At 36.5% G+C, this 20,157-nt stretch carries 12 protein-coding genes; 5 read left to right on the forward strand and 7 right to left on the reverse strand.

Features of this window, described 5'->3' with window-relative positions; all coding sequences use genetic code 11:
- Positions 1-232 precede the first annotated feature (232 nt).
- Positions 233-2,569 carry a translocation and assembly module lipoprotein TamL gene (tamL, locus tag Q3Y49_RS05095; RefSeq protein ID WP_303271184.1) on the reverse strand — a complete coding sequence of 779 codons (2,337 nt, stop codon included), beginning with the start codon at positions 2,567-2,569 and terminating at the stop codon, positions 233-235.
- The gene (locus tag Q3Y49_RS05100) at positions 2,539-7,488 is read right to left on the reverse strand and encodes a translocation/assembly module TamB domain-containing protein (protein WP_303271185.1); all 4,950 of its coding nucleotides are present in this window, start codon (positions 7,486-7,488) and stop codon (positions 2,539-2,541) included. Before Q3Y49_RS05100 ends, tamL begins: the two co-directional genes overlap by 31 nt.
- A gap of 266 nt (positions 7,489-7,754) precedes the next feature.
- Between Q3Y49_RS05100 and Q3Y49_RS05105 the strand changes: the two genes are divergently transcribed.
- The 3 genes from Q3Y49_RS05105 to Q3Y49_RS05115 are packed head-to-tail and all read left to right on the forward strand — an operon-like array spanning position 7,755 to position 10,219.
- Positions 7,755-8,939, forward strand: a complete 1,185-nt coding sequence (locus tag Q3Y49_RS05105; RefSeq protein WP_303271187.1) for a thiolase C-terminal domain-containing protein — start codon at positions 7,755-7,757, stop codon at positions 8,937-8,939.
- 48 nt (positions 8,940-8,987) lie between these two features.
- Complete coding sequence (locus Q3Y49_RS05110; RefSeq protein WP_303271188.1) at positions 8,988-9,347, forward strand: hypothetical protein; 360 nt, start codon at positions 8,988-8,990, stop codon at positions 9,345-9,347.
- A gap of 26 nt (positions 9,348-9,373) precedes the next feature.
- Entirely contained in the window at positions 9,374-10,219 is an 846-nt protein-coding gene (locus Q3Y49_RS05115) for an IS3 family transposase (RefSeq protein WP_303271189.1), read from the forward strand.
- Positions 10,220-10,349: 130 nt separating this feature from the next.
- Here the strand turns inward: Q3Y49_RS05115 and Q3Y49_RS05120 are convergent, their stop codons facing one another.
- Together Q3Y49_RS05120 and Q3Y49_RS05125 are read right to left on the reverse strand one after the other, a co-directional pair.
- Positions 10,350-10,958, reverse strand: a complete 609-nt coding sequence (locus Q3Y49_RS05120) for a transposase (protein WP_303271190.1) — start codon at positions 10,956-10,958, stop codon at positions 10,350-10,352.
- Between the two features lie 175 nt (positions 10,959-11,133).
- Positions 11,134-12,990, reverse strand: a complete 1,857-nt coding sequence (locus Q3Y49_RS05125; protein ID WP_303271192.1) for a vWA domain-containing protein — start codon at positions 12,988-12,990, stop codon at positions 11,134-11,136.
- 296 nt (positions 12,991-13,286) lie between these two features.
- Here Q3Y49_RS05125 and Q3Y49_RS05130 point away from each other — a divergent pair, with 296 nt between their 5' ends.
- Complete coding sequence (locus Q3Y49_RS05130; protein WP_303271194.1) at positions 13,287-13,826, forward strand: RNA polymerase sigma factor; 540 nt, start codon at positions 13,287-13,289, stop codon at positions 13,824-13,826.
- Positions 13,813-15,183, forward strand: a complete 1,371-nt coding sequence (locus Q3Y49_RS05135) for a TonB family protein (protein ID WP_303271196.1) — start codon at positions 13,813-13,815, stop codon at positions 15,181-15,183. Before Q3Y49_RS05130 ends, Q3Y49_RS05135 begins: the two co-directional genes overlap by 14 nt.
- A gap of 70 nt (positions 15,184-15,253) precedes the next feature.
- On the opposite strand, the gene Q3Y49_RS05140 is transcribed toward Q3Y49_RS05135, so the two are convergent.
- The 3 genes from Q3Y49_RS05140 to Q3Y49_RS05150 form a co-directional block, all read right to left on the reverse strand.
- Positions 15,254-15,625: a hypothetical protein gene (locus Q3Y49_RS05140; RefSeq protein ID WP_303271197.1), complete on the reverse strand. Its 372-nt coding sequence runs from the start codon at positions 15,623-15,625 to the stop codon at positions 15,254-15,256.
- A 732-nt stretch (positions 15,626-16,357) separates the two neighbouring features.
- Positions 16,358-16,786 carry a response regulator gene (locus Q3Y49_RS05145; RefSeq protein ID WP_303271200.1) on the reverse strand — a complete coding sequence of 143 codons (429 nt, stop codon included), beginning with the start codon at positions 16,784-16,786 and terminating at the stop codon, positions 16,358-16,360.
- A 73-nt stretch (positions 16,787-16,859) separates the two neighbouring features.
- Positions 16,860-19,982: a PAS domain S-box protein gene (locus tag Q3Y49_RS05150; RefSeq protein WP_303271201.1), complete on the reverse strand. Its 3,123-nt coding sequence runs from the start codon at positions 19,980-19,982 to the stop codon at positions 16,860-16,862.
- Positions 19,983-20,157: the final 175 nt, after the last annotated feature.

Below are 20,157 nucleotides of genomic sequence, written 5' to 3' on the forward strand. Positions count from 1 at the left end.
ATATTTTTAGAATTGTATCTTTAATGTCGCTCCTACAGAGCTAATGAGTAATGGTTTAGGCATGGTTACCATATGCTAGCTCCTACGAAGCTTCTTTGCAGGTTATTACTATAGCTGGCTGATATAATTATTTACAACTTCTTTATAGTTTAAAAATCAAAACTGACCTATTCATAACTTAACCTGCCAAATTGAAACCCTAGCCAACTATTTCCCCATTGGGGTTAGAGGGCTAAAAAGGATACCCGATCCCGAAATTCCAATTGATATTTTCTTCCCTCCAAGCTTTATTTCCTAACTCAAAACGGTCTTGCCATTGGAAACCATCAGGGCCAGGTTTTCGAATTGGCGTGGCCACATCCAATCTGATTACGAAAAATTCAATATCCAATCTTAAACCAATTCCAGAGCCTATTGCCATTTCATTCATCCAATTGGAAGTGAATTGACCATTTCGCCCATCTTCATTTTTGAGCCATACATTTCCAGCATCTGTAAAAACAGCTCCCTTTAAATATGATACTAGTGGAAATCGGTATTCCAAATTGGCCTCTATTTTAATATCTCCCGCTTGGTCAAAAAAGCTAGAGCCACTAGTTCTATCATCGGGCTGGTAAGCTCCTGGCCCTAAACTCCTGATTCGAAAAGCACGGACAGAATTGGGACCTCCCGAAAAATATTGCTTTGAGTAAGGAAGGCTAACTGAATTGCCGTATGGCAAACCAATCCCCACAAAAGCTCTACTTACAAAACGACTTTCTGTTCCAATACTTTGGTAGTTTCTGATATCAAAATCAAAGCGAGAAAATTGGGCATAGCTTTGACCCCAGAATTTTTTATTGTCTCCTGTTACACCTCCAACATTTTGAGCTAAAGCCAATGCATTTCCTGAAAAATCAGCGCTGAATGCAAAATAGAATCGGTTGCGCTTAATGTTTCTCACCAATTGGCTCCATTGAAAGCTGTAGTTCAAGCCAGGTATGAATTGTTGCTCAAAGCTTCTAGCCAAAAATGGATTACTCTCAAGTAATTCCTCAAAAGCCTCACTTTCATTCCCTAAATTAATGTAATTTATTGATATTGGATTTAAACTATGAGTAACGAAAATATTGGGATTCCATTCGAAACCATAAACTGCTAAGAACGAATTCAGATTAAACCATTGGGAACGATTTAATAGATCGTAAGAGAGCTTAAACTTTGTTTTAGGAACGGAATACCTAAACTTCCCCGCAATTGGGAATGGAGAAATCATCCTGGGCACAATGAGTTCTCCCAAAACACCAGTTTCAAAGCTATTTAAACCGGTATTGACATCCCCTCCTGTCAACTGTGCTTCATAACCGACCTTTGTCGTTATTCTCAAGGCTTCTCCTCCTTTGAAAAGGTTTCGATTCAAATACTCAAAATTCAAATTTGGCCCTGCGAAATTATTGGACTTGCTAACGGCTTGGAGTTCAGAACGAAAAGACCTTTTACTTAATGGGGACAAGTATATATTGGCATTTAGCTTGCCTGTGTTATTCTCAATGGTACTATCTTCCTGATAGCGAATATTTATAAATCGATAAGTTTTGAGAGAATTCAACCTCTTGTTAGTCCATTTTTCATTTTCTGGATCGTAATAATCACCTTCCCGGAAAAACAAATAAGGATAAAGTCGATCTGGCCTAAAAAATATTTCCGGTTGAATGAATTCCACTCCATTGATAACTGTCGTATCTGAGCCCATTCCTTCTTCAGATGTGTTTAGAGAGTATTTAGGATATACCTTGATGTTTTTTATCTCAAATGGAACCAGAGCCAATTCTGAAACCTTGTCTTTAACACTTAGCTCTAAAATTGCCTCATTACTGCTTTCCGTATTAAGCGTATCCGCCTCAAAAATTAGATTATTAGAAGTAAAATAGTAATACCCATTGCGTTTTAGATAGTCTGCAATCTCAATCCTTGTTTCTTTTAGTTTTTCTAAAGAAAAGGGAGCTCCACTTTCAATAGGGTTTTCCCTATCTAAATAATTCTGGATTAGGCTATCAACTTTATGTTCTCCAATTTTTTTAAACTCTACGGCCTGAATATGAATTCGGGCTCTTGGGGTGATTTCATATGCAATAAAGCCTGTGTTCTTATTTTCCTTAATTTGATATTCAATTTTGCTGTTGAAATACCCTAGGTTTTCCATCCGGTTCTTCATCAGCTTTTGTACATTATTGGTGTTTACCTTTCCCAATAAAACAGGCTTCTCTCCTATTTTCTTATTTACCCATTTAGCATAAAAACCCGCCTTATTGTTTTCAACTTTTTGATAAGCCCACAATCCCAAACGGATTCCAGCTATCTTCTCATTGGGCTTTGGGTTGTTTACTTCTTCTAAATCTTTAAGTATTTCCTTTTTGTACCTTGCATTTTCTACCTCTCTTACTTTTAGTTCACCACCACTGTATAGTCGTTCACCCTCCTGCAGATACTTGAAGGTTTGACAAGAATAGAAAGCTACTAAAGCCAAGCCTAATACTGCGATATTTAGAAAATATTTTCTCACTCTTCCTTGTCTTCTGTGTCGCTCCAAAGTTCATTAAATTCTTGAAAATCTTTACTGAATTGAATGGAGATTCCTGTAACAACTACTTGCCCGTCAATTAAACCTTCAAATTCGTTTTTTCTATAGCCTCTTAATTTATAACGTCCATCTTCTGTAAGTAAATACTCTACTAAAATATTCCCGATGATGTCGGTAGCTTGCTGTTGAGTCCTTTGTTGCCCTTCTAAATCCACTTGACTACCCACCTCTACTCTAAATCGGTCATTAAATAAGTTTTTACTTAGACTTACATCCAATTGCGTTCTGTCTTGGGCAGTTCCGCTTTGGTAATCTTCATACGAATTTAAATCCAGGTTCAGGTTTACACCTTTAACATACTGATTACTCAATTTATTCAATTGATTACTCAAAATCTGACTAGCACTGTTTCTTGCAATGGCTTCAGAATTTGGACCACCGCTACTACTGCCACTTGGAAAAAACTGATTTAAGACCAAAAGAGAAAATACTTGTTTGTTCAATCTAGTTTCATTGGAATTTATGACCTGGATTTGCTGATAAATGTTTCCACCTAGCGCTCCTCTACTTGCTTCTGGCATATCCAAACCGAATGAAATTTCTGGTTGCGTTAAATTACCGTCCACAAAAAGCTGCACTAAGAAAGGCAGTTTTTGTCTATACTGGGTTTTCACTTGAGCTGAAGAAGAAGATATTTGATCCTCCATAAGGGTATTTACAGGAGTTTCAGTCTTATATAGAGCCGTGATATCCAAACTAGCTTCATAAGGGTCGCCTGACCAGCTGATTCTGCTTCCAGATTCAATATCGAATCTACGTTTTACAAGGTCATAAAGACTCAACTGATAATAGCCGTTATTTACTTCCACATTTCCATTTAAGCTTATAGCGCCATTTTTTCTCAAAATGAAATTTAAATCCGTATCTCCTGAAACAGTTAAATAGTCGCCTCTTCGCTCATCCACTATTACTTTAAATTTGGCATTCTTATCCGTGTTAATAATAGCATTTATTTCAACGCCATCAATATCTGCACTTCTTTGCAGCTCTGCTTCCGCTGCGTTAATGGTATCAGAAGGTTCATATGGCTTTTTGAAAGTAACAATACCTTCTTGTTCGACTACATCCACTTCACTTTCGGGAATGATATAAACTAAGTCTGTCTTATCGTTCAGCCCTACTTTAGCCTGAATTTTAGGTTGATTTAATGTGCCAATCAAATCTATATCGGCATTAAAAAAAGCCTTTCCAAAGAATAAATCACTATTCTCTTTGGTCGTATTTAGCAATTGAAAATTTTCAGCTGATAGTTGGAGATTAAATTGTGGGTTTAGTAAATCTTGAGTGCTGACCTGTCCATTCAATTGCATTTTACTTTGCTGTTCATCTAATAAGGTGAAATTATTCAATTGAATTTTTTCATTCCTTAAAGTGATCTTTTCATTTGGTAGCTTATATGCCATATTCAAATAAGTGAAGTACAAAGACGCCTCCTGAAAATTGAGGTTTCCATCATATTCAAAATCTTCAGTATTTCCACTGAAATCAAAATGTCCTAAAATATTTCCACTTGCTTCCTGAATTAAGCCATCAGAAAAACTGGTTAAGAAAGGAAGGGAAACACTATCCATATCCAATTCAAAATTAAACTCAGGAATTTCAGGATTATTATCAAACCAGCCTTTGCTTCGAAGACTAACTTCTCCTTTGGAACTCAGATCAAATTGATAACGGTTTTCAGATTCTTGCTTTGCATTCACGGATAAATTGCCAACCTCTTCATTAAAAATACTTAGGCTATCCAAATTCAAAGATGCCGAAAAAGCCATAAGATTAGATAAATTTTCCAACTCGATCCCTCCTTTCAAAATACCCTTTACTGGACTCTCTTCAGCATTGATGACAGCAAAAAAGTTTTCAATTTTAAAGTTTTCAAAATTGAGTTGCAGTGCCGTAATTTCATCTTTTAGCTCAGTTTTCAATTGAAATAATTGCTGATTTCGCTCAAAAATTAAATTTTGAATTTGCAAATTAGCCGTATCAAAATAAATTCTATTTTCAGGATTCATGTTCCAATGTTCCGCATTTAGAATTAAGTTCTTAGGCTCTAAAGACCAGAAAAGAGAATCTTCTATACGTTCTGCCAAGGCATCCACATGGAACAAACTGTCTGATGCGGCGTCTTCAACATAAACATTAAATAAAGCTTTTTGGGGAGTAATATCTGCCTTCAAAACACTAGGGTAAATATTTAAATCGCCAGAAGTAATCCGCTGAAAGTTCGTGTTGATGTGAAACTCCTTTTCTGAATTATTAACACTTATACTTAGACTATCCAAATCGATATCCTGATAATGGAAACGAGGAATTTTTAATTGAAAATCAACTATTTCCTTTGCGCTATTATAATTTCCAGTTGCAGTAATAGGATTAAAACTTATATCTAAAGGAAGGAAATCCAATAGATTTTGGCTTTCTTCCGCTGTCAAAGAAACGCTCATGAGCATCGGTCTTTCAGTAGTATCAACCTTGAAAATTCGAGCATTTTGAAATTTAGAGGCATCCAAATCAGCAATTGCCAATTGGTCAAAAGCATGGTTCATTTTTAAATCAAGAGCAATTTTCTCCCATCTAAGTTTAACATCAGCACTGTCTATTGCATTATAAGCTGTCAATTCTAACGGTGTAAAACTGATGGTTTGTAAAGGACTGGTCAAAATGGTCTCAGATAAATAGACTTTTAGCGATTGATGTAAACTATCCAATTCTACCTTTATACTGGCTTGGGTAGAAGCCCAAAGTGCGGTATCAGAGATATTGAGCGCAAGTAAATCGAGCTTGTTAAAATTGGCCTTTAGGTTTATTTTTTGCTGAATGGAATCAATTCTTCCATCGGCTGATAAATCAAAATCCGCAATGGAATCAGAATAATTACTACTAAATTCAAGTTGGTTTTTGACCAATGTGGCTGACATAGTTAACGTATCAAATTGGTTTGCCACATAACTGAAATTTCGAATACTCACTTCTGCTTCAGTTTCCATTTCACTTGGCACTAAGCCTTTTCCTTTAATGGCAATGTCAATATCTGCCGTATTAAAGTTTAAGCTGTCTTGCAACCACTTCGCCAATTCCAAATCGGATATTTTTATATCTGCCTGATAGCTTTCCGTCTGATTAGAATTAAAGTGGCCCTTCATTTTCAATTTACTTCTATCATCAATTTCAGCCAATATATTTGCCTTCATTCTCCCTGTTAAATAGCTCCCATTTCCTGTCAAATTAATTTTTTGCGGATAATGAGAAGGATAATCCTTTGGCATGAAATACTGAAAATCTGATACTTCACTTTTGATTTCTACGCTTTCCACAGTAGCAGATAGCTTCTCAGTATCTTGCCAGTTTTGCAGTTTGGCTTTCAGTGCCAATGATGTTTCATTTCCATATAATAATCGGAATTGTTGCAAATCAATTTGCTGATCACTTCCAGTTATTTTTCCGTAAAGCTTTGCCGGATATTTTGATAGCGCCAAAAGGCTACTATCCTGCTTTAATTCTGGAACGAAATAGAAAGCATCTTTTACTTCTAAAGTGGTTGGCAATTTCACGTCCAGCTTAAAATTGGTTTTGTAAAAGCTTCCTGCAAATAAGGAATCAATTGAGGCAAATTCAATATTAGCATCAGCATTCAGAACAGAATTGGAAGTCTCCACTCTAAAGTTGCTGAGATTTGCCGATTCGGAATTGAGATTGATTCCTCCACTCAGTTCTTTTAATTGGAAATTATTTCGGTCCAAAACCGAAAAGCTGAACTTTTCGATACCTAAATCTTGGGTTTTATATTTTGCATTTTTCAGGTGAAAATTAATGTCTTGAAATTGCATGTATGAGGGATCAAAACTAGACTTTCTTTTGCTTTGCCCTGTTGATTTAATATCTAATTCTTTCAATTCGAAATCAAAGGACTTGAGATCGATATTATAATCAGGGAATTCAAAGGGCGCAGAAGAACTATCAGTTTCTAACTCACTGGAATCAGCAGCTATGGGTAATCTCATTTGAAGTAAGCTGATCTTATTTTGAAAATTTTCTGCTCCTATTTCATTTCTCACTAAATCTACCGATGCATTTTTGATATCGAGCAAATCAATAACAGTTTCCAATTGAAGACTGTCAAATAGTGTTTCATACTTTAAATCAACGGCATTCAAATTCAACTGCTGAATAGTAATTTTTGGAAGCGTACTTTCAGAAGAGTCTTCTAGTGTTGGTGGGAAAACTTTTCCCTGCATATAGGCCCCCTGAACATTGGTGAGTTGAAAATCTTCAATATTAAAAATCAAACTATCAAGATCAAAGGCATCGAATGAAAGGTCTAGTTCATCTAGCGTCAATTCGGTGTTCATTTGCACGCTAATATCTTGATAGCTCACCGCAATATTTTCCAACAGAATATGGCGGACATTAATAGTAGTTGTGGAAGTCGTGTCGGCTTTAGGATTTTCCTCGCTTGAACTAGTTGAATCTGAATTTGCAAAAGCATCAATCAAAAACTGATAGTTAAAACTACTGTCAGCTGAATTATTGTGAACCCTACCTTTGATACCATTGAGTGCTAATTCTTTTACATCAACGTCTCCATCTAACAGAGGCTTCCAAGCCACATCTACTAAAATGGATTTGGCATAAATTAATGTGTCTTGAGATTCATCTTCCGCGTAAAGGCCTTCAATTTGAGCTGCTCCTAGGAAAGTAATGTACAACTTATTGATTTCAAACTTGGTTTGCGTTTTATCGCTCACATAGTTGGTAGCGTAGTTAGTGATTTTCTGTTGTACTGCCGGCAATCTTAATGACAGTATAAATGTCAGTAATAGCAATAGAATGCCCCCCAGAATATATAATATGATTTTGCCTGTTTTCTTCAATATATATATAAAAATACAATTTTAGTGAGTAATCTGACCTTATCCTAACGGAAGATGTGGGGAATTGATATTATTGACAGGAATAGGTTATAAGAAAACTAATTCAAAAAAGGAATTGCGAGGATTTTTCACTACATACTTTTCACAAACTATATCTTCGATTTTAGAAATTGTATTTTGGATCTTAATTTTAGTGGCAATGAAATATAAGTTCTAAATATGTAACTCCTCATCAGTTTTCTTAACTTGAATACAAAAATACATATATGGATTTAGGTGTAAATATAACCGGTGCTTATCATTCTTCATTTGGCAAGTTAGAAGGAGAAACTTTGTATTCTCTGTATGAAAAAGCAGCAAAGGGCGCTATCAAAGATGCGCAAATTGAGACTAAAGCTATTGACGGAGTTTTTGTAGGGAATTATAGTGGTGGTGCTTTCAACCAGCAAGAAAACATAGCTTCTTATGGTGTTAATGTTTTACCAGCATTGCGCCACAAGCCTATGTACAGAACTGAAACTGCTTGTTCATCTGGTTCATCAGCTATTCACATGGGGATTATGGCTATTAAATCGGGAATGATGAAGCGGGTTTTGGTGGTCGGAATAGAGAAAATGACGGATTTAGACATGTCAGGCGTAACCAAAGCTTTATCTCTGGCCACCTTCTGGCCTGATGAAGGAAGCCAATCCGTAACTGCTCCCTGCATGTTTGCTGATTTGGCAAAAGGCTGGATGAAAAAATACAATTATTCTGAAGAAAAACTCCGCCCGTGGTTGGCTCAAATTTCTGCTAAAGCTTATTCCAATGGAGCTGAAAACCCATTGGCACAATTGCAAAAGCCTAAATCGGCTGATGATATTTTGGCACTTCCTGATGAGAAAAACCCCATCATTAATGCCCCACTGCGATTACATGACTGTTCCCTTGTTTCCGATGGAGCATCCGCTTTGGTATTAGAAGAAGCCAGTGTAAGCAAAGGAAAAGGACTAGCCATCAAAAGTTTTTATAGTGCTAGCGACTATTTAGATAGTTTTGGTAAACATAAGTCTGACCACTTTTTGGAAGGCGCGTCATTTGCAGTCAAAAAAGCCTTAAAAGATGCTAACTTCTCCATTGAAGATATTGACATAGCAGAGGTACATGACTGCTTTACTATAACAGAGCTTTTGTTGTATAGCGCAATGGGCATTGCTCCTGCAGGTCGGGAATTTGAAGCAATAGAAAGTGGTAAAGTCTTTCCTGACGGAGATTTACCAGTAAATTTATCCGGAGGATTGAAAGCCAAAGGTCATCCCATTGGGGCAACTGGGGTTTCCATGCATGCTTATCTCTACAAACAATTAGTGCAAGAGGCATGGGGCCATCAAGCCAAAAATGCACAAACGGCTTTGGTGGTGAATATCGGAGGCTCGGGTACTAGTAATGCTGTTTCGGTTTTGGGTCGATAGATACACCATGTCTTGTCCTGAAATAGCTTTACACAAATAAAGCTAATCATGGGAATAAAATACAGCGAAAGTACAATTTATGAGATCTGTAGAAGGATAGACACAGGCGAGATCAGCTACAGCGATGCACAGAGAGAATATGGCGTAAAAAGTCAAGGTAGTATTGGTCCTTGGCTTAGAAAATATAGGGCAGGATTGCTACCTTGTATGGAAATGGGTAAATATGACGATTTATCGAAAGAAGAGCTCATAAAAGCTTTGGAAGAGTCCAATAAGCGTTTAGAAGCTTCTAATCTGCAAACAAAGGCTTATGAAGCCATCATTGAAGTAGCGGAAGAACGATTTAACATTGAAATCAGAAAAAAGTCTGGTACCAAGCCATCCAACGACTCCAAGAAAGAAAAGTAAAGGCCTCTACTTCAGAGTTATGTAGATTGTTTGGTAAAACGAGGCAAGCCTGGTATTACAAACAGCAACAAGATCAAAGTAAATCACAGGAGTATTTTATCATTTACCACATGGTAGAGATGATCCGAAATGACTTACCAAGAATTGGTACCAGAAAGTTATATCATATGCTTAAGCAGCAATTAGCTGCATATAATATTACAATCTGTAGAGATAAGCTCTTTGATTTATTAAGAGAATGGGGGTTGCTCATTAAGAAAAGAAGGAGAGCAACCTTGACCACTCATTCTCATCATTGGTTACGCAAATACCCAAATCTGATTGCTCAAAAACAGATTTATAAAAGCAATCAAGTGTGGGTTAGTGATATCACCTATATTCAAATAAAAAGAGATTTTGCTTATCTCAGTTTACTAACTGATGCGTATTCAAGGAAAATACTAGGATATTATCTGAGTGAGAACTTATCCAGAGAAGGTCCTATAAAAGCCTTAAAAATGGCCATAAAACAAAAAGGTAAATCATATGTGACTCATCATTCAGACAGAGGAATCCAATACTGTTGCAAAGGTTACATCGATATACTGCATGAAAGCTTTATTAGAATTAGTATGACAGAGAAGGGAAGCCCATACGAAAACGCCATAGCCGAAAGGGTAAACGGTATCTTAAAACACGAGTTTGCATGCAATCAAACTTTTACCTCTTTTAATAAGGCAAAAAACTTTATTGATAAAGCAATTAAAACCTATAATACTATTAGACCACATATGAGTTGCAGTTATTTAACACCCGATATTGCACATAAAACTGAAGAGATCATAACACGGAAATGGAAAAACTACTATAAAGAAAATGTAAAAGAATACTAGGACTATTCATCTTAGTAAAGTTATATTAGGACAATAATATAAAACTGTAAAGTAAAATCAGGACGAGACACCATGCATCTGTGGAGACGCGATGCATCGCGTCTCCACAGATGCATCGTATATAAACACATCATTTATCATTAAATCCATCATCAGACCAATTCCGAGGATTATTTTTTATGTATTCTGAAATCCGTTGAAATGATTTTTTATCACGAATAATATGATCATGAAAACGGTCCTGCCATCCAAAATCAGGGTTAATCAATCGTGCACCAACGGTTACACCCGATTTAAAACCCCGAATAATGGATCCTAAATTTTTTGATTGTGGTCCGAATTGGTTTTTTGGTGGTTTGGTACGCAGGTTATTTCCGTTGGTGGTTGTGGTCACCGTAGAGACGCGATGCATCTCGTCTCTACCATCCCGGTTCGAACCAGAAATCGAATTATATCGATTATCCCCAATCCCAATAATACCATGAAAATGGTTAGGCATCACAATATATTCGCCCATACATAAATTCATGTCCGGTCGCAATTCAAATGTTTTTACCCATTCCGATTCTACAATTTTTCCGACATCATTTAATAACATTTCTCCGTTTCTTATTTTACCGAAAAAACATTCTCTATTTTTTGTGCAAATGGTTACAAAATATTTTGCTTTACTCCTGTAATCCCAATTTTGTAATCGTGCTGATTCAGTACGGTATTTGTTTTTGAATTTGTCAGGCATGGTTGATTCGTTTGTTCTATCTAGATAATAAATTTTAATTTCGTAAAAAATTGGTGGAGACGCAATGCATTGCGTCTCCACTGCCGATGATCATCACCAAATTAAACCCAATGCACATCACAAGCGCCCACCAAAACAACCATACACATTGAACTAAACTTGTAACGGCTAAAAACTAGTTCTTAGCCAACAAACTGCTGGATTCTACCAGCTTGATGAATTCTATTCTATACCCATTTTCATCTTTTCCTTTTGCACTTTGGGCTAAGTCTGTCACTAGCTTATAATCCCCTTTTTCAAGATAATCAGAATCTTTTAAAAGCATTCCGTAAGTAGCCACTGCAGCCGACCAACGAAAGTTATCAGACGTTTTACCAAGTGCCGTAATTGTATTGTCTACCGTTTTCACAATTAACTGGCTGACTTCTTCATTGGGAGCTTTATATCTAAACTTCACCGTTAATAGCTCATCGCCATAAGCTACTTTTTCTGTCTTTTGTTTATTTTCCTGATATTTTAAATCATCAATTGGTTTGAAATAACTATTCACCCCTTTAGGGATAATTTCATATAAAGCCGTAACCGTATGACCAGAACCGAGCTCCCCAGCGTCTTTTTTATCATTGTTAAAATCCTCATTATTGAGCTTTCTATTCTCGTAGCCAATTAGTCGATAGGCTGTAACGTTGGCAGGGTTAAACTCTACCTGTATTTTCACATCTTTGGCAATGGTAAAAAGAGTACCGCCAAATTCGTTTACCAACACTTTTTTCGCCTCTAAAATATTGTCGATATAAGCATAGTTGCCATTTCCTTTGTCCGCCAATATTTCCATTTTTGAATCCTTGTAGTTACCCATTCCAAAGCCTAAAACTGTAAGAAAAACGCCTTCCTTTCTCTTCATTTCAATCAAATCTTCCATGGCTTCATTTGAACTTGCTCCCACATTAAAGTCACCATCCGTAGCTAAAATGATGCGGTTGTTGCCTTCTTTCATGAAATTTTCTTTTGCAATTTTATAGGCCAATTCAATCCCTGCTCCACCAGCAGTGGAACCACCCGCCTGCAAGTTTTGAAGCGCATCGATTATTTTGTCTTTTTCCTTGCCAGAAGTGGGAGGAAGCACACACCCTGCAGCACCAGCATACACTACAATAGACACCTTATCCTCTTCTCGGAGCTGGTCAACCAACATTTTCAGGCCTGATTTCAGTAGGGGCAGTTTATTTTGCGCAAACATAGAGCCCGACACATCTAAAAGAAAAACTAGATTAGAAGCAGGCAGATTCTCTGTTGGGATTACCTTGCCCTGCAAGCCAATTTGCACCAGTTGATGTTTTTCATCCCAAGGGGCTGGAGCTACTTCTGTGTTGATCGAAAAAGGATCTTGACCAGTTGGTTGTTTGTAGTCATAATTGAAGTAGTTAATCATTTCTTCTATTCTCACGGCATCTTTTGGAGGGTTCTGACCATTATTGATAAATCTTCTCATGTTGGAATAAGATGCAGCATCTACATCTATTGAAAAAGTAGAGAGCGGATGTTGAGTAGCCTCCTGAAAAGTGTTTTCATCAAGACCTTCGTATTCCTCGGTATCTGCTTGATGATTGGGTGGTTCAGCAATTGTGGGCAAATAAGCTATCTCCTCCTCATAGCTAACCGCTTTTCTTCCTGAAAATATATTCCGCACTGATTTATCAGTGACCACCACTTCAGATAATTGAGAAACAGAAGCTTCCATCTTCACATCAATAACAGTACGCCCTTTTATCGACACTTCCTTTTTCTCCATCCCAATGTAGCTAAAAACTAATATTCCTTTTAGTGAAGATACCTTGATAGAGTATTTTCCATCTAAATCAGTATTTACTCCGGTGGAAGTCCCTTTCAGTAATACATTGACTCCCGGTAAATCTTCTCCACTATCGAAATCGGTGACTTTCCCGCTGATAGTGATCGTCTGTGCGTTTAACATTGCAGCACTGATCAAAATCAGACCACTTATTCTCATTGCATCCATTAACTTTTTCATAATTGATAATTTTATGTGAAACATATTTGTAGACAGGATGCAGCTACTCCATAAATTCCATAAAACTATTTTTATTTTTTTTACTTTTCGAAAGAAATTGGTCTTAATTCTTATGTAAATAGCCTTATAAGGCTCTAATTATTAATATGATGTGAGTACTTAATGTTTAACAACTTACTTTTGAATTAAGCTGTGAATTTTAATTTTATGTATATTATTCAGGTATACAAATTAACTTAGCATTTGTACAGCAAGATTAAGTGACAGATAAAAACGATATACAAAAAGAAAAACAATTGATTAAGAGATTCCGAAAATCTCAAGATCTGGAACTATTAGGTAAATTATATCAGCCTTATATGCACTTGGTTTACGGAGTATGCCTAAAATATTTGAAAGATAAAGATTCAGCTCAGGATGCTGTGATGGCTATTTTTGAAGAGTTAGTGATAAAACTTCCCAAGCATGAAGTAGAGAACTTTAAAAGTTGGCTTTACGTCCTATCCAAAAACCATTGCTTAATGGAATTGAGAAAGCAAAAACGTCAAAAAACCGACAGTTTTGATTATTCTGACCTTGAGCTTATGGAAAATGGGCAATTGCAGCATCATGAAGAAGACTATACTTTTCAGGAAGACAATCTGGAAAAATTAACTGCATGTATTGCGCAATTAAAAAAAGAACAAAGGCGATGTGTGGAGTTGTTTTACTTGGACAAAAAGAGTTATAAAGAAATTACAGATAGTACCTCTTACGAATTAAAGAAAGTGAAAAGCTACATACAAAATGCGAAACGAAATTTGAAACAGTGCATGGAACAAGGTGAAGAAAGATAAAAACCATATTGACCCTATTCGAGACCTGAGCATAGAGAAAATGAAAGCCTATGCAAATGGTACTTTGAGTCCTGCAGAGCAGCATCAGGTAGAGAAATATTTGCTAAGTCATCCTTTTGAGGCGGAGGCCATGGAAGGTTATTTGGAAAATCCGGATGCGCTAAATGATTTACCAAGTCTAAAGGCCAAGCTGCAGTCTAAAACTACTCCTAAGCAAGAAAAGCGCGTAATACCTATGTGGAAAAAAGCATTGCCTTATGCTGCAGTCTTTTTATTGTTCATCATATCTAGTATACTCATTCTCAATTTTTTTCAGCAAGATGAGGCTTTGGCTCCCTTGGCTATTAAATCGGAAGAGGCCATAGAATTTGATAAGAACAAAAGCCCTACCAACCCACCCAACGCTTTAGAGGCTGAGGCAATAGAAAAGGAATCCGATAATCAACCGTCTACGGTGGCTGAAAGCACTGATTCTAATAGTAAGAAAGAAAAAGAACAGCCAGTTCAAACAGTCCAAGATATAGAGCTCCTTGCTCAAAATGAATCGATTAGTACTGAGGAGCAATTAATAGTATCGGAAACGGCTGTCCCTTATGAAGATACTTTTAAAGAGGTTAATAAAGACTCGATGGTGGGAAAAGTAGCAGGAATTGAGACCGATCAAAACAATCCTTCAGCAGCAAGAAGTAAAAAGGTATCTGATTTGGCATCATCTATTGCTCCAACTGATAATGAAACAGTTATCACAGCAAGGAAGAAGAATGCGACTCCTCCAACTATTTCAGGAGAGGTGTTAGATGCTGAAACCGGAGAGCCAGTGCCAGGAGCCAACATCATGCTAAAGGGTACAACAATAGCCATTAGCACTGATTTAGATGGCAATTTTGAAATTGCAGCAAAGTTAAACGATGTCCTGATAGTGAACTTTATAGGCATGAAACAGCAAGAATTTGTGGTGGGTGAAAAATCGGGCAATAAAATATATCTAAACACTGATGCTGCCCAATTAAGCGAAGTAGTCGTTACGAATAATGCAGCTGACACAGAAAAAGACAATACTTACAATGCTGCAAGACCCAGCATCGGTTTTTCTGATTACCGTGATTACCTCAAAGATAATTTAAGATATCCTCCAAAAGCCCTGGAGGCTGGCACTGAAGGAAGGGTAAGACTAAAAATAAGTATCAGCACCACGGGCCGTATTGAAGAAGTACAGGTTATAAAAGGACTAGGAGATGGCTGTGATGAGGAGGCAATCAGGTTAATCAAGGAAGGGCCAAGATGGGAATCTGCTAAAAAAGGAGATACTTCTGTAGCTTCAAGCAAGAAAATTTCGGTTCGATTTAAAATTAAATAAAACAGATTTCGATGACAGGAAAGTTATTCTATTTAAGAACCTATCGAGGAAACCCCTGAATTCAATTACTCTATTGCTCTGTAACCTCTGATTCAGATTTTGCTGTCTTAATTTTGAATTTTGTCAGCAATCCCATGGTATTGGCCGCTATTCTAATCACATTACTGTCAGTAATCACCCACAAATATCCAATTTGAGACTTTAAATCACTAATTGTTTGTTGCCATTGCTTTCTTGCCTCAGTATCATAGCCTGTCATATTGAGGCAATTACAAATGATGTTCGCTTTTTCCTCAGGCTTTAAGGTACTGGAAAATTCTTCTTTCCATCTTGCAGTAGCTTTAGAAGCATTTTCTTCATTTAGTCGTCCCAGAATTTCGATTCTTAAACAATTCTTTTCAGACCTTTCAATCCAGTTTAGAAGTACTTGATTTGTTTCCATAATTGTGTAAGTATTGGATTATTTTTGTTAACAATTTATACGACTATTATGCAATTAGCAGACTGATATTACTACTTACAGTCATCAAGCAAATCACACACACTCTCTTAAGGTTTAGTTAGAATCAGCTGAATAACACAAAACATTGTACTATCCGTCCTATTAAAACTAATAAAATATTATTATAATTATGTAGCATCTTGTCAAAAAAAATCTGTTTTGGTAATTATTATGGTTGGTTTTGGCTGACTTAATTATGAAAAAGTTGAGAGACTGTAAGCAATTGTGAAAGCAAATTATGCTTTGCTTTATTGCGAATTCAATTTAACACTGCCGCAACCTTTCTATCTATATGCGTTGAAAAAAGAAAAAAAGTCTGTATGCGCATCAGAATAATCTTAAAAACATAACTTTATCAATTCATGAACACCAATTAATTGTACTGACTTGTTTATCAGGATCGGGGAAATCCTATTGGCTCAATTTGCGTTTCCAAGCGTCCATATATTTATAGCCAACTAATGCAAGAGAGGCGTGGGGAAATCAGGCTGATAATTTAAACACAGGTATAATTCTTAATATTGGTGGGTCAGACAGCAGGAAAGCTGTTTCAATAATGGAACGAAAATAATCTTTCCCCCGCCCCGAGATACACTAACGAATTTAAAAATTACAATAGTAAACCATGAGAGGATTTTTTAGAAAAATAGTATAAAAACAAAATACATGAGATTACTTCCTAGGGAGTCTGACAGTATTGTTCCAGTAATCTCTGATAGTTTCTGCAAGATTATCTAACTCATAAATATCGTCAGGTTTTACAATGTATGAACTAGACTGTTCTTGATATGCCCTTAGAATATCCTCTTTTCTTGATGAGGTAGTTAGCATTATAACAGGAACATGTTTGACTTCTTCTATTGATTTAATTATTTTCAAAGCTTCATGCCCATCCATAACGGGCATATTAATATCCATTAGGATGAGGTCCGGTGTTTCCGCTGCCGAGTAGGGCTCCTCCTTTTTCAGAAAATTAATAGCCATTGCACCGTTCTCGACATGGTGCAGCTTATCTACAAATGTAAGCCCTTCCAATGCCTCTCTGATAAGAAACGCATCTTCTTTGCTATCTTCTACCAAAAGTATATTTAGTTTTCTCATTTTTTTTTCATTTACATTCCGCTTTCCTTGGTCGGTGAATTAGCACCAATAAACGAGTTTAAACTCTAGCTGTTTATCTTTCTATATTATCTTTTGTCTTTGGTATCGTAAATACAAACTTAGTTCCTTGGGGTTGATTTGCCTCGAACCAGATCTTCCCACCGTAAGCAGAAACAATTTTTTTACAAGTGGCTAAACCTATTCCCGTTCCAGTATATTCACTATTTGAATGCAACCTCTTGAATACCTCAAATACTCTATCCTGATGTTGCCTTTTAATTCCTATTCCATTGTCTGCAACTGTAAAAACCCAGTTCTTTTCGTCTTCTTCCCCATAAATATCTACTTGTGCCCTATTTCCCTTGGCCTGATATTTTATTGCATTATCTATTAAATTAGTAAATAATTGAATAAACGAGGTAGTATCGCCAGTTAAAACAGGTAAATTAGATTTGGAGAGTACCAAATTATTCTGATTTATATCATTTCTGTAGTTATCAAAAATTGTGTCTAAAAGACTGTTAAGATTCACCTCTTTTTGCTCAATTACACCAGTTTTGGAAAAATCCAGAATATCAGAAATCAGATTTTTCATCCTCTTTGCGCTGTGGGAAGCTATGTCAATATAGCTATTTGCTTTATCATCTAAATGTGCACTATACTTTTTTTGCAAGATGGACAAATAAGAGGTGATACCCCGTAATGGCTCCTTTAGATCATGTGCAGTTATATATGCAAACTGTTCGAGCTCTTCATTTTTTTGTTCAAGTTCCTTTTGTATCGATTTGATTTGGCTAATATCTGTTGCTGCAAATAGATAGCCATGTGCATTTTGAACTTGTATAATTTCACTAACAGACAATAATACGGGTACAATTATACCATCTTTCCCCTTCATAGTCCATTCACCTAGGTTGTGCTGTTTATTATTAGCTAGTGAGTGTAGAAAATCTGCTGTCAAGTATTTTTTTTCAGAGCTACCCATAAGCTCTCTTGCCATTTGATTCCACTCTTCTTCTAAAAAAAGGATGTTCTGAATACTACTCCCAGTGATAGATGCCTTATCATATCCTAATATTCTTTGAACGCCAATGTTTGTATCAAGTATGTTTCCCTCTTTATCCGTTGACACAAAAGCTACCTCGGTTGTGGCATCCATTAGTGCTTTATTCTCTGCTAATAAAGCCTTTAGGCGAATTTCAGTTTGTTTTAACTTCGAAATATCAATAATCTGCGATATAAAATAAAGTACATTTCCGCTTTCGTCTCTAACCATCGAAACCGCCAGAATAATATAGACAATATGACCTTCCTTATGAAAGTACCTTTTTTCCATTTGGTAATGATTTCTCTTACCTTCCACTAATTCTTGCAATAAGTCCAGATCAGCATGAAGATCATCAGGATGGGTAATGTCTTGAAATGTGAGTTTTAATAATTCCTTCTTGGAATACCCTACAGTTTGGCAAACATTTTCATTCACCTCCAACCATTTACCATTTTGATCTAGCAATGCCATTCCAATGGCGGCATTTTCAAAATTACCTCTAAACGCCTGTTCACTAATTCGTAGCGCTTCCTCCTTCTGCTTTCTCTCCGAAATATCTTGGTGAGTGCCGTACATCATCAATGGTTTTCCCTCTTTCGTCCATTCAAAGACTTTTCCTCTGTCAAGAACCCATACCCAATGTCCGTCCTTATGCTTCATACGGGCTTCAAAATCATAATATTCTGCCTTTTTCTCAAAGCATTCATTAAGCCTCCTACTAGATTCCTCTAAATCATCGGGGTGAGCCAAATTCATCCATGTATCTATACTGATAGGTGCCAGTTCATCCAGGGTGTAGCCTGCAATCTCCGCCCATCGTTCATTAAATTCTGTTTCACCTGTTTGCACGTTCCATTCCCAGGTCCCCACATTAGTCCCTTCAATTACGGATTTATATTTCCTTCTGGCATCAACAATTTCTTGTATTGGACTACCTTCGGGTAAAACATAAATGACTTTCCCAAATTCATCAAATATGGGTTTCATACTAAAGAGAATCGTGATGGGGGTTTTGTTAGAAAGCCAAACTTCCACTTCATAAGATACAGTTTCTCCACCAACAGCCTTCTGAAAATTCTTTTTGAGCTCTTTTTGAGTTTGTGGAGATATCTGCCACCAATAGCAATCCCAAAAATATTTGCCGATTACCTCTTCATGCTTTAAATCGGCCAGACCAAGTGCAGTATCATTAGCTTCTAATAAAATACCTTCAATACTCAGAAAACCAATGAAAGTAAAAGTCGAATTAAATATACTTTTAAATTTTAGTTCGCTTTCCTTAATTTTTGTAATGTCCTGAAAGCTACCGATAATCGTATTTTCTACCTTTCTACCTGTACTTCGCACCCATTTTTGCCTACCTTTCGCAGTAATTAATTTACATTCTAGATCGAATGGTACGTCATTCTGTACTACATTTTCAAGCGCTTGCGTTATTAAACTTCGATAGTCAGGGTGGTAAAACTCTATAGCGTTGGCTTGGTTATGATCGTAATCTAAGGGCAATTCATGAATTTCATAGACTACCTTACTCCAAACAGTCTGTCCTGAAGCAATATGGAGCTCCCAAGTCCCTATTTGATTAGCCTCCTCTGTGACCGTTAATAGTTGATTTTTTTTGTTTAGGTCCTCATTAGACTCGGCCAATCTCCTTTGAGACCGCCTTAGCTCTAAGAGATTCATCGTCTGTTTCGCCAACTGCTGTAACAGCTGAATTTGCTCCTCATTAAGCTTTTTTGGAGCATCATCAATTACGCACAATGTCCCAAGAGGAAAGCCGTTTTTATTTACTAAAGGAATTCCAGCATAAAAAATGACATTTGGATCGTCTGTAGTTATAGGATTATCAGAAAAGCGAGTATCTTGACGAGCATCTTCGACAATAAATGCTTGGTCAGGAATGTTGATAGCATGAGCGCAAAATGAGATGTTTTTGGGTGTCTCTCTAGCTTTTATTCCGTGATGAGACAAAAACCATTGCTTATCTGCAGTGACCAAGCTAATCAGCGAAATCTTGGTTTCGCAAATCTTTGCTGCCATCGAAGTGATGAAATCAAATTCATCTTCTTCATTCAATCCAATGATTTGGTAGGACTCTAACTCCTTTTGGCGATTTATTTCGTTTATGGGGATTTGAGGTTTTTTCATTCAGCTTATACAATTGGAAATGGCGGTTGTGAACCAGCCAGAATTTAGAAAAATACGATTTGTTTATAATCTATTGTACTTTACTAAAAGTACAAATAAAAATGAACTTTCAAAATACATTTTATAGTTGGAGACGGAAATATTCCATCCTCTATTTCTTCACATAATAGTATAT

The sequence above is a fragment of the Marivirga harenae genome (genome assembly GCF_030534335.1).
Classification (GTDB): Bacteria; Bacteroidota; Bacteroidia; order Cytophagales; family Cyclobacteriaceae; genus Marivirga; species Marivirga harenae.